This window comes from Reichenbachiella sp. MALMAid0571 (assembly GCF_040151475.1).
Lineage (GTDB): Bacteria > Bacteroidota > Bacteroidia > Cytophagales > Cyclobacteriaceae > CAXBNB01.
On record NZ_JBDKWG010000124.1, the window covers coordinates 37838 to 50368 of the forward strand.

Below are 12531 nucleotides of genomic sequence, written 5' to 3' on the forward strand. Positions count from 1 at the left end.
ACCACTAACCTATGTTCACAAAACAGCTCAAAGTGCTGGCGATTTTGGCCAATGCCGATGGTGAAGTCAACGATATGGAAATTCAGTTGATGGAAAAAATCGGTAAAGCCAACGGTATGTCTCTGGATGAAATCCATGAGGCTATTGAATCTCCAGACAAAGAAATAGATCTGGACGATTTGAATGAAGATGACAAGTTTGACTTGCTCCATGACGTGATCCAATTGATGAAAATTGACAGCAAGATTTACAATGAAGAAATATTATATTGTCAAAATATTGCGGCCAAACTGGGGTTTCCATTAGAAGCTGTCATGGAAATTTATCCTCATGTAAACACACGCATCAACCTGAGTGTCCCCAGAGAAAAAGAAGCACTCAAGAAGAAATTGTATGAAATATTGAATCGGTAAGGCTATGAATCGAAAAGTTGTAATGATCGAAGGGACTCGTACCCCATTTTTGAAATCAGGTACAGACTATTTTGATCTGATGTCTTACCAACTCGGAGCTATGGCTATCAACGGACTGATTACAAAATCAGGCATTCAGGCAAGTGTAGTGGATAGAGTAATCATGGGTACAGTGGTTCATAATATCACTACTCCAAATGTCGCTCGTGAATGTGCTCTGACTGGTGGCATTCCTTATACTACTCCTGCCCATACTGTTTCCCAGGCTTGTATTTCGGCAAATGCTGCTATTTCCGGTGGTGTAGATTTGATCCGAACCGGGCAAGCGGACGTGATCGTTGCAGGAGGTACCGATTCAGTTTCCGACATTCCCATTCCTTTTAGAAAGGAAATGAGAAAAAAGTTGTTTGCAGCAAGAAGCATTAAAACATTTGGTCAAACGCTGAAATTTCTTGCCAGCTTAAGGCCCGCTGATTTCAAACCAGTAGTACCTGCAATTGCAGAGTTTACGACTGATCGCACCATGGGTCAGGATTGTGATTTGATGGCCGCCAGATATGGCATTACCCGAGAGTCACAAGATGAATTTGCCGTCCGTTCCCACAAGTTGGCATCTGAAGCTACTGAAAAAGGAATTCTACAGAAAGAAATTACAGCCGCTTCATTTCCTCCCAATTTTAAGAATATTGATCAGGACAATACTTATCGGGGAGACAGTACAGTGGAGAAACTGGCAAAACTTCGTCCTGCATTTGATAAAAAAAATGGTACCTTGACAGCTGCCAACTCTTCTTTTTTAACAGATGGTGCTGCAGTTGTGCTGCTCATGTCTGAGGAAAAAGCAAAAGAGCTTGGACTGACACCAAAAGTGTCAATTAAAAACTATGTATTCACTGGTCAGGATCCCAATGAAGAATTGCTACTTGGCCCGGCTTATGCTACTTATCAACTTATGCAAAAAGAAGGATTGACCATTAATGATATTGACGTTTTTGAATACCATGAAGCATTTGCCGCTCAAATCCTGACCAACTTAAAGTGCCTTGATTCTGATCAATTTGCCAAAGAAAAAATAGGAGTATCAAAAAAATTGGGAGAAATTCCACTGGACAAATTCAACATCCATGGAGGCTCTCTTTCTCTGGGACATCCCTTTGGAGCAACAGGAGCCAGATTACTGACCACTGCCGCCAACCGTTTGATTCGTGAAGACGGCAATCTTGCATTAATTGCAGCCTGTGCTGCCGGAGCTCATGGACATGCCATGTTATTGGAGCACTACAACTAAATTTCTCTAATCTCATTTTGATATAAGAATGACCGTCAAAAAACTATTAACTCTGGAAAAACAAGATAATATAGCTGTTCTTTGGATGGGTATTCCAGAAGAAGAATGGAATAAAATCACAATTGGAATGATTAGTCATTTCGAGGAAATTATAGAAGAAATCCAAAATGATGATGAAATCGTTGCAGCGGTTTTTATCAGCAGAAAAAAAGGATTTATGGCTGGTGCTGATATTGAGGAATTTCTTACGTTAGGGCAAGGAGAGGGGAAAAAGACGTCCATACAGGGACACAAGATGTTTGCTAAAATTGAAGACTCAAAAAAACCATTCGTCGCAGCAATCCATGGGGCATGTATGGGAGGCGGAACAGAAATCTCTCTATCATGTGCAGGACGAGTCATCTCCTCCCATTCCTCTACAATGATGGCACTTCCGGAAGTAAAATTGGGTCTTTTACCCGGACTCGGTGGTTCTTTCCGCATGCCTCGGTTGATAGGTCTTCAAAAAGCGTTGAACATTATCCTTACGGGAAAAAATGTGTACGCTTATCCGGCTTATAAAATGGGATTGGCTGATGTGATAGTAGATCAAGCCAATTTATTACAAGCTGCCAAAAAACATGCCCTCAATATTGTCTCAGGAAAATTTAAAAGAAAAGACAAAAGGAGCCTCGCTGAAAAAATACTGGAAGGAAATTCCATCACCAGAAACATTATTTTTAGCAAAGCAAGACAAATGGTAATGCGCACCACCTATGGCAATTACCCTGCTCCTTTAAAAATTATCGAAACCGTCAAAGCTCATTGGAATAAACCCCGGGAAGAATCATGGGAAATTGAAACCTCCAATTTCGACATATTACTTCAATCCAATGAATGTTATCAGTTGATTCACCTCTTTTTCGCAATGAATGCGATGAAGAAAAATCCAAAGAAGGAATTGGTAAAGAAAGTAGATACTGTGGCGGTGCTAGGAGCAGGGTTGATGGGAGAAGGCATAGCAGAAGTATCCGTGTCCCGAGGAATGGACATTTTGCTCAAAGACCTTTATCCCGAAAGCCTGACAAAAGCCAAAAAGAATATCTGGAGAAATTTATCAAAAAAAATAAAGCAGAAATCAATCAAATCTGCTGAGGCAGAAACTTTAATCAACAAAGTAAATACATCAACAGACTTTACAGGTTTCCAAAAAGCAGATATGGTAATCGAAGCGGTCTTTGAAGATATTAACATCAAACATCAAGTCATACGAGAAACAGAACAATATATTCCTACCAAAGCCATATTTGCTTCCAACACTTCCGCTCTACCCATCACAAAAATAGCTGAAGCTTCTTCCAGACCTGAGCAGGTAATCGGAATGCATTATTTTTCTCCGGTTCAAAAAATGCCTTTGTTGGAAATCATTACCACAGATCATACTACCGATTGGGTAACAGCTACTGCACTTGATGTTGGAATCAGACAAGGAAAAACTTGTATTGTGGTAAAAGATGGGCCGGGGTTCTATACCACCCGAATTTTGTCTCCATTCCTCAACGAAGCGTTGTTGCTATTAGAGGAAGGCGCAGACATACTTCATTTGGATAAAGCCATGAAGCAATTCGGTTTTCCTGTAGGGCCTATTAACCTTATCGATGAAGTAGGAATAGATGTTGGAGCACACATATCCGAAGGTGCCTTAGGAGCTTTTTTCGAGCAAAGAGGAGAAAAGAGCAATAATAAAATGAGAGAGTTGGCTGATGCAGGTTTTAAAGGAAGAAAAAACAACAACGGCTTTTTGCTTTACGATCCAAAAACTGGCAAAAAAGTCCGGGGGAAAGTGAATGAAGAAATATATCAGTTTTTTGGTGGTAACAGCAGAAAAAATATCGACACTCAAGTCATTCAAGATCGTATGGCTCTGATGATGATCAATGAAGCTGCCATGTGTCTTGAAGAAGGCATCATCCAATCACCAAGAGATGGAGATATAGGAGCCATATTCGGGCTGGGTTTTGCACCTTTTACTGGCGGTCCGTTTAGGTATTTGGATCATATAGGACTAAATAATGTTCTATCTGTCTTTGAAAAATATAAAGATTTGGGAAACAGATTTATTCCAGCGAAAACTTTGGTTGATTACGCTAAAGAAAGAAAGAAATTCTATTGATACAACAAACCAAAGCAACTATGCGTTTATTATTTCTATGAAAAGTGCTTTCTTTATATTGATTACAATTTTTACTTATTCAGGTACACTCATGGCACAGGGCGTTTCAGATACGCCAAAAGCGAACCCTGATTTAGGCGAATCAAAATACAACCACCTTTTGCACCCCAAGTCATACACAAGTCCTAAAGACTTAAGATTGCCTTTATCTTCTAAAGGACTGATAAACAAATCAATAGGAAATATAGGCTTATACGGAAAGCAACGCAGAGACTCATTGCTCGCTGCTCAACCCCAAGCCAAACTCAAAATAGAGAAAAGTTTTGAGCCTATTGTCTATTCTTCAAATATGCCTGTCAAAAGAATTAAGGATAAAATATATATGCCCACTGTACAGCCTGCAGACTCTTCGGTATATCATTCATTGCTGAGAAAGAGAATAAAATAACCCAAACCACATATGCGCTTGCTTTTACTACGCAATAATTAGCGATAGCCAGCGTCCTTTTCAGTATTTTGAACTTTCTTTACATTTGCAACCGAACTAAAGCATACTATCTATAGTGATTTTCTATAATGAGTATTTTGACCTCAACACAATATGAGTTTTAATGACCTGTTGGTTAGGTTCCTCATCTGGAGGCTAAAGCATATTAGCAACAATAATTTTGTTCTTATACTGAGTGGACTCATCGGACTGGTAGCGGGGTTAGCAGCTGTCACTCTTAAAAGCACTGTACACCTGATTCAAAGCTTTCTTGAAAAGAACCTTGACATCACTGGTATCAATTACCTATACTTATTTTATCCGCTCATTGGTATCATGCTTACTTTGCTGGTAGCAAAGTATATTTTCAAAGAAAAATTAGGCCATGGGATTACTCAAATCCTATACACTATTTCAAAAAACTCAAGTATTGTACGTCGTTCAATGATGTATTCGAGAATGATTACCAGTGCGATCACAGTTGGATTTGGTGGATCCGTCGGACTGGAAGCACCCATTGTCGTAACGGGATCGGCCATAGGTTCAAATCTTGGAAGACTTACACACCTCAACTACAAAAAGAGAACCCTACTGATAGCCTGTGGTGCATCAGGTGCAATCTCAGCCATTTTCAACTCCCCTATTGCAGGAGTCATATTTGCTATAGAAGTGATATTGACAGATGCTACTATAAATAAATTCATTCCTATTTTGATTGCGTCAGTAACAGGTTCACTGGTCTCTCTTGTGTTATTAGGAGATGATATCTTATTTTCTTTCAAAATTAAAGATCAATTCAGTGCCGACGATGTTCCTTATTACATGCTACTTGGAATCGCATGTGGCATAGTCTCAGTACACTTTACGCGTGTTACTTACTTGGTGGAAAAATGGGTGGCAAAAATAAAAAATGATGCCAACCGGGCTTTGTTAGGTGGTATAGGCCTTGCCATCATCATCTTGATTTTTCCTCCAATTTATGGTGAAGGATACAATACCATCAAATTACTATTATCCGGCAATGAAGCCGACATCTTCCAAAGAAGCCTTTTTTATAGCATAAGTGACAACACTTTGGTAGTGATAGTATTTTTATTCGCCATCGTAGTAATCAAACCGGTAGCCTCTGCCCTTACATTGGGATCTGGTGGAAGTGGTGGAATCTTTGGGCCATCTCTTTTCATAGGGGGTATTTCCGGCTATCTACTTGCCTTTACCAATAATTTTATGCTCCCTGGTCAAATCAGTACCAGTAACTTTACCCTGGTTGGTATGTGTGGCGTTATGAGTGGTGTACTTCATGCCCCTCTCACTGCTATATTCCTGATAGCAGAGATTACCGGAGGTTATACCTTATTTGTACCCCTGATGCTCGTATCAGCCATTGCATTTACCACGGTAATGTATTTTGAAAAACATTCATTATATACTAAAAACTTGGTAGAGAGTGGTGATCTGATTCAACACGACAAGGATCGCTATGTGTTGAGTCTGATCGACATCCAAAAAGTAATAGAATCGGACTTACTAACCGTTAGTGCTGACGCTAAGTTGGGGCATTTGGTTGAATTGGTTAAAATTTCAAAACGAAACATTTTCCCTGTGGTCAATGAAAAAGAAGAGTTGCAAGGAATCATCACTTTGGATGACGTTCGAGACGTAATGTTTGATGAAGAGGCCCGTCAGAATATTGAGGTCAAATCACTCATGCAAAAACCACCAACGGAAGTCTATCCTTATGACGATATGCAAACTGTGATGAACAAATTTGAGGTAACTCAGGCATGGAACCTTCCTGTAATCGATGATGGTAAATATTTAGGTCTTGTCTCTAAGTCTAGAATATTCAATGCGTACAGAAAAAAACTCATTCTTCAAGATAAAGAATAAACTTCAAAAGTCTAATTACCAGTACTTTACTAAAACAGGCCTTAAGATTTAAAAAAATATTAATTTGAACTTTTTATAGAAAAACAAACTTGATAAATTGTTTCTTTATTAGTTTATCAACATATCAGGGTATTTTATTAATATTATAAAACACTAAATATCAATATTTTACACACGATCATTTGAAGTATGTGGATAAATGTATAAATTGTGGAAAACTTTTGTAAAATTATTTATTTGTACTATTTATAGGGTTTAAATAATTGTCTGGCAGCACTTTCAAATAAATCACCAACCTATTCTTTTCCTATTCGTATTGATCTTATTTCACATTTTTCTAAGTTTAAAAATGAGCAGTTTTTTAATACTCAAACCATTTTATACTTCGATATGAGGACGGTAATTGCACTTTTTTTGATAGTAATTGCACAATCGTGTGAACAAAAAACCAATAAAATAGAAATCATAAAGTTTTCTGATTTAGAAAATATAATTCTCAACTCTCACAGTGATTATTTAGTGCTTAACTTCTGGGCAACCTGGTGTGCACCATGTGTAAAAGAATTACCTCAGTTTGATCAACTCCTCAGCCGTCACCAAGAGAATGGACTTGAGGTAATCCTCGTCAGCTTCGATTTTGTAGAACAGCTTGAAAAGAAAGTCTCACCATTTGTTGAGAGAAAAAAGATTAAATCAGAAGTGGTACTGCTAGATGAAACTGATTACAACTCTTTTATAGATAAAATTGATCCTGGCTGGTCAGGTGCCATACCTGCAACCCTGATGATCAATAAACGTACAGGTAAAAGGGTTTTCTTTGAAAAAGAATTCAAAGAAGGAGAACTAGAAAATGCATTTAACTCTGTCATGAACTAATTCAATACCCATGAAAAAAAATATACTCATATCAACCGGGGTTCTTTCTGTAGTGTTGATTTTTTTTGTCAATGCTAAAAAAACATCCATCCTTGAAAATTCTGAAAAATACGAGGTGGGTGACTATGCACGTGATTTCAATCTGAAAAGTACTGACGGAACAATGGTTTCAATGGCAGGAATGAAAGAAGCCAAAGGCTTTATCATCATCTTCACCTGCAACACATGCCCTTTCTCCAAAATGTACGAAGAAAGAATTAAAGAATTACATACAGAGTACTCGACCAAAGGATTTCCCGTAATAGCGATCAATCCCAACGATCAGGACTTATCTCCGGAAGATTCATTTGAAAGTATGAAGGCTCGTGCTAAAGCCCAAAAATTCAATTTCCCTTATTTGCAAGATGAAACCCAAGAGATTGTAACTTCTTATGGGGCTTCACGCACTCCACAAGTATTTGTGCTACTTAAAGAAAAAGACAAGTACAAAGTAGCCTACGAAGGAGCCATAGACAACAATCACAGAGATGCATCAATGGCATCCAAAAAATATGTGAAAGAAGCTGTTGACAACTTGCTCCTAGGAAAAGAAGTCCAAACCAAGTTCACCAAAGCTATCGGTTGTTCTATTAAATGGAAGGAATCTTAAGCTATTCAGGCTTTGCGTTGTAATACAAAGTAGAGCTATTCTCTGGTCTCAAAACATATTGTGCCGATTCCATTATTTGTTTTGAAGTAACTGCCCTTATCTTGTCAACTTCTTTATTTATGAGATTCGTATCTCCCAGTAGGGTAAAATACGCAAGGCTGTAGGCTTTATTGAGCAATTCCATTTCACCAAAAATATGAGAGGATTCAGCCAGGTTTTTGATCTTTTCCAATTGAAAATCAGAGATCAGTTCGGTTTGAAGTTGAGTAACTATATTATCAATCTCATTTTCTACTTGCTCATATGAAATATCCTTATTGGGCTTTCCATTGATAACCAACAAACCGGAATCAATCGAACCAGTAATGTAAGCATTGGCAGAACTCATATACCTCTTCTCCTTTACCAGAGTTTCATGCAATTTAGACGACCTGCCTCCACCCAAAATATCACTCAGCAAATCAGTGCTGTAGTAATCAGGACTCAGTCTTTCAGGCGTATGATATACTTTATATATCGAATTAACGGGTACATTGGCTTCAATTGTCTCAGTTCTTTTTACTTCCTGTTTAGGCTCTACCGGAAGATTCCTGTTCAACACTGCTCCTTTTGGAATAGGTCCAAACCATTTTTCCGTAAGCTTTTTCACTTCATCAAAATCCACATCGCCCGCTACTACCAAAACAGCATTGTTGGGTACATAAAACTTATAGAAGAATGCCTTTACATCTTCCATAGTGGCATTTTCTATATGCGCAATTTCTTTCCCTATTGTTGCCCATCTGTAGGGATGCTTTTCATAAGCCAAAGGTCTTAATTTCAACCATGCATCTCCATAAGGCTGATTCAAATAGCGTTGTTTAAATTCCTCAATTACCACTTTTCTTTGTACTTCTAATACTTTGGGGTCAAACGATAAGGAAAGCATTCTGTCAGATTCAAGCCAAAAAGCAGTTTCGAGGTTGTTTGAAGGAATAGATATATAATAATTAGTAAGGTCGGGAGAGGTAAAAGCATTGTTTTCACCCCCTACTTTTTGTAAAGGCTCATCATACAACGGTATATTCTTTGATCCGCCAAACATGAGGTGTTCAAAAAGATGAGCAAAGCCTGTTTTCTCCGGATCTTCATCGCGTGACCCCACATCATAGAGCACATTCAACACTGCTATTTTAGTAGATTTGTCTTCATGTACCACCACTTTCAACCCATTCTCCAACTCAAAAGTTTTAAATTTCATTGACCTTCCGTTTACTCTAATTATTAATCAAAACCATTTGTGTCAGCAAACATAAAACATATAAATTCAGAATTAGTTTTTCTGTCCAAATCCGTAGATTAGATTTGTTCTCTTTATTTCAGAGATAAGGCATTTGTCATCTATCCAATAGCATACATGAAATTTGACAGAAAATCATTTTCGGATTCAGAGCTTATTTTTTTGTACAAATCGCTTCTCAAACCCCGGTTGATTGAAGAGAAGATGCTTATCCTCTTGCGCCAGGGAATAATATCTAAATGGTTTTCCGGTATGGGACAGGAAGCCATTTCCGTGGGAGCAACTTTGGCTATGGAAAAAGAAGAATATATCTTACCAATGCATCGAAATCTGGGCATTTTCACCTCCAGAGACATCCCGATGGAAAGGCTCTTCGCACAATTTCAGGGGAAAAAATCGGGATTCACAAAAGGCCGGGATCGTTCTTTCCATTTCGGATCGATTGAGCACAAAATAGTGGGGATGATCTCGCATCTGGGCCCTCAATTGAGTATTGCCGATGGAATTGCTCTGGCCTGTAAACTTAAAAATGAAAACAATGCTACTTTAGTTTTTACCGGAGATGGAGGAGCCAGCGAAGGAGAGTTCCATGAAGCACTTAATCTTGCCGCCGTATGGGATTTGCCCGTCATTTTTGCTATAGAAAATAATCAATGGGGGCTCTCGACTCCCAGTAGTGAGCAATTCAGATGCAAATCTTTTACCGATAAAGGAATCGGATATGGCATGCAAACAATGCAACTGGATGGTAATAACATTTTGGAAGTTTATGATGGTTTTAAAAATGCAGCTTCTTTTGTTCGTGATAACAGTCAACCCATATTAGTGGAGTGCATGACGTTTCGTATGAGGGGTCATGAAGAAGCTAGCGGCACTAAATATTACCCTGAAGGTCTGATTGAAGCATGGTCAAAGCAAGATCCAATTGTTAACTATGAGGAATATTTACTTCAACAAAAAATAATCACCAAAGCAGACATCAAGAAATTAAAAGAAGAAATAAAAAAGGAAATAGATCAGGCACTTTTCACCGCTTCCAGGGAAGAAACAATTTCCCCGGATATTGAAACAGAAGTGAACGACCTTTATTTCTCCAATGAACAAAAACTGATTGAAGTTAAAATCGAAAAATCATCTGAAAAAAGATTTGTAGATGCGGTGAGAGATGCGATGCTCCAAAGTCTGAAAAAATACCCTGATTTAATCATAATGGGACAGGATATTGCAGAATATGGTGGAGTTTTCAAAGCAACTGATGGATTTGTCGGGATGTTTGGTAAAGACCGGATCAGAAACACTCCACTGTGCGAATCAGCTATCATTGGAGCGGGATTAGGCCTTTCTATTAAAAAAATGAAGTCAGTAATTGAAATGCAATTTGCTGATTTCGTCACTTGTGGTTTCAATCAAATAGTGAACAATCTGGCTAAGACACACTATCGCTGGGGACAAAATGCTGACGTGGTAATCCGTATGCCTACCGGAGCAGGAGTTGGTGCCGGTCCGTTTCATTCCCAATCCAACGAAGCATGGTTTTTCCACACTCCCGGTCTGAAAATAGTATATCCATCAAATCCAACAGATGCCAAGGGATTGCTCAATGCTGCAATTGAAGATCCTAACCCCTACTTATATTTCGAACATAAAGCACTTTACAGATCAGTCTCCGAAGAAATACCAGACGACTATTACACCATGGAAGTAGGGAAAGCCAGGCTTGTGTCCGAAGGACAAGATCTTTCAATCATCACCTATGGTATGGGGGTACATTGGGCTAGAGAAATTACAGAAAAAAACAACAGTATATCTGCAGACATTTTAGATTTAAGAACCCTCCTGCCCTGGGACAAAGAAGCAGTAGAAAAAACCGTAAAAAAAACCAACAAAGTAATCATTGTACATGAAGATTGCCTGACAGGTGGTATCGGTGCAGAAATAGCTGCCTGGATAAGTGAAAACTGCTTTAAACATCTTGATGCTCCGGTAATGAGAGAAGGCAGCCTTGATACTCCAGTTCCATTTTCTTCTAGTCTTGAAGAAAATTTTCTACCCAAACAACGGCTAAAAGACAAAATTGATTTACTCCTAAAATATTGATTTTCCCGGATAGAGTACTTGCGTCAAAATGGTATAATCAAATTATTTATTAACTTTCACGTTTCATTACTGAAAAACCAAAAGTCAAATATGTTGTCAAAATTTTTAGGTTTAGTCCTTCTTTCTATTTTACTCGGAGTGGTTTGCACTAATGAAACCTATGGACAACTTCTGGAAGACAGAAACAAATTAAAGACCGAAAAGGCTACTAAGAAAGGCTTTTCTCTTTACAAGAAAAAAGTAATCAAAAGATCTCCTTCTGGTGAAAGGCAAACAGATGACAAATCTGTGTCTCCAAAATTCAGCATAGGAAATAATGCTTCTCAAAACACCAAAGAGGTAACTCCAAAGTACTCCAGAAGGACTAAGGGCAAAAAAATAAGAGCTGTAACACCCAGGTATTCACAAGAAAACGCCGGAAAATCAAGCGATAAAGTCGTAACACCAAAATATTCGAAAAGAAAAAAGTCGGGAAAAATCACCATCATCAATCCTAAGTATTCTCAAGACATAGCAGGGCAGGGATCGGATCGTTTGGTCATTCCAAAGTATTCCAGACAAAGAGCGGGACAAAATTCAGACAGAATAGTTAGCCCTAAATATTCCCAAGACATTGCCGGACAGGGTTCAGATAGATACGTCCAGCCCAAATATTCACAAAATATGGCTGGACAGGGATCAGACAGAATAGTGCGACCCAAATACTCTAAAGAAAGAGCAGGACAAGGATCGGATAGAATAGTACAACCCAAATACACCAGATATCTGGCTGGGCAGGGCTCAGACAGGATAGTAAGGCCAAAATACTCTAAGGAAAGGGCAGGTCAGGGATCGGATAGGGTGGTTCAGCCCAGGTACACAAGATACCTCGCAGGGCAAGGATCCGACAGAGTGGTGCAACCAAGATTCTCTGTCAATCCAATTTATGAATACAAATATCGGCTTCCACCATCAGCTTCCGGCAGCATGGTTTTTAAATTTCCTGTGGTACAGCATTATATAAAAAGAAAGAAAAACCATGGAGAAGAAGACTGGAACGGACCGTGGGTAAAAATTCCAGACCATAAAAGACCAGAATTTGCTGACTATACTGGTAAATTTAAGAAACAGAAAAAAGGCCGTAACATGCACCCTAGTGCCAACTACATGTACGCTAAATACAATAACAGCCGAATAGCCAGGGATGTTATGCAAAAAGCAAGTGTACTATGGGTAAGGGTACACATGAATCAAACCGATCCAAAAGGTGTTAAGAAGAAAGCTCCTAAATTGAAGTTCGACAAAGACGAAACTGAAATTTGGAATAATGAAGAACGAGAATATACAAAGAATTAATGTCCCTTTTCTTCAGTTAAAAATTTGACATAAAAAAGGGAGTTCAGTTACAAACTCCCTAATTC

General features: G+C 38.6%; 10 protein-coding genes. 9 read left to right on the forward strand and 1 reads right to left on the reverse strand.

Annotated elements, in window-relative coordinates:
- Positions 1 to 11 precede the first annotated feature (11 nt).
- The 7 genes from AAOP42_RS10335 (at position 12) to AAOP42_RS10365 (ending at position 7755) form a co-directional block, all read left to right on the forward strand.
- The gene (locus AAOP42_RS10335; RefSeq protein WP_349528428.1) at positions 12 to 413 is read left to right on the forward strand and encodes a tellurite resistance TerB family protein; all 402 of its coding nucleotides are present in this window, start codon (positions 12 to 14) and stop codon (positions 411 to 413) included.
- A 4-nt stretch (positions 414 to 417) separates the two neighbouring features.
- Positions 418 to 1701 (forward strand): acetyl-CoA C-acyltransferase, encoded by a 1284-nt coding sequence (locus tag AAOP42_RS10340; RefSeq protein ID WP_349528429.1) that lies wholly within the window; start codon positions 418 to 420, stop codon positions 1699 to 1701.
- 28 nt (positions 1702 to 1729) lie between these two features.
- Positions 1730 to 3853 (forward strand): 3-hydroxyacyl-CoA dehydrogenase NAD-binding domain-containing protein, encoded by a 2124-nt coding sequence (locus AAOP42_RS10345; RefSeq protein ID WP_349528430.1) that lies wholly within the window; start codon positions 1730 to 1732, stop codon positions 3851 to 3853.
- Between the two features lie 37 nt (positions 3854 to 3890).
- A complete protein-coding gene (locus tag AAOP42_RS10350) occupies positions 3891 to 4301 on the forward strand; it encodes a hypothetical protein (RefSeq protein ID WP_349528431.1) in 411 nt (136 codons plus the stop codon).
- Between the two features lie 153 nt (positions 4302 to 4454).
- Positions 4455 to 6230, forward strand: a complete 1776-nt coding sequence (locus AAOP42_RS10355; RefSeq protein ID WP_349528432.1) for a chloride channel protein — start codon at positions 4455 to 4457, stop codon at positions 6228 to 6230.
- A 390-nt stretch (positions 6231 to 6620) separates the two neighbouring features.
- Entirely contained in the window at positions 6621 to 7106 is a 486-nt protein-coding gene (locus tag AAOP42_RS10360) for a TlpA disulfide reductase family protein (protein ID WP_349528433.1), read from the forward strand.
- A 10-nt stretch (positions 7107 to 7116) separates the two neighbouring features.
- On the forward strand, positions 7117 to 7755 hold the full coding sequence (locus tag AAOP42_RS10365; protein WP_349528434.1) for a thioredoxin family protein: 639 nt from the start codon (positions 7117 to 7119) through the stop codon (positions 7753 to 7755).
- Between the two features lies 1 nt (position 7756).
- Here the strand turns inward: AAOP42_RS10365 and AAOP42_RS10370 are convergent, their stop codons facing one another.
- Positions 7757 to 8995, reverse strand: coding sequence for a M16 family metallopeptidase (locus AAOP42_RS10370; RefSeq protein ID WP_349528435.1), 1239 nt, complete (start codon positions 8993 to 8995; stop codon positions 7757 to 7759).
- A gap of 156 nt (positions 8996 to 9151) precedes the next feature.
- Between AAOP42_RS10370 and AAOP42_RS10375 the strand changes: the two genes are divergently transcribed.
- Complete coding sequence (locus tag AAOP42_RS10375; protein WP_349528436.1) at positions 9152 to 11131, forward strand: alpha-ketoacid dehydrogenase subunit alpha/beta; 1980 nt, start codon at positions 9152 to 9154, stop codon at positions 11129 to 11131.
- Between the two features lie 90 nt (positions 11132 to 11221).
- Complete coding sequence (locus AAOP42_RS10380) at positions 11222 to 12466, forward strand: hypothetical protein (protein WP_349528437.1); 1245 nt, start codon at positions 11222 to 11224, stop codon at positions 12464 to 12466.
- The last annotated feature ends 65 nt before the right edge of the window (positions 12467 to 12531 follow it).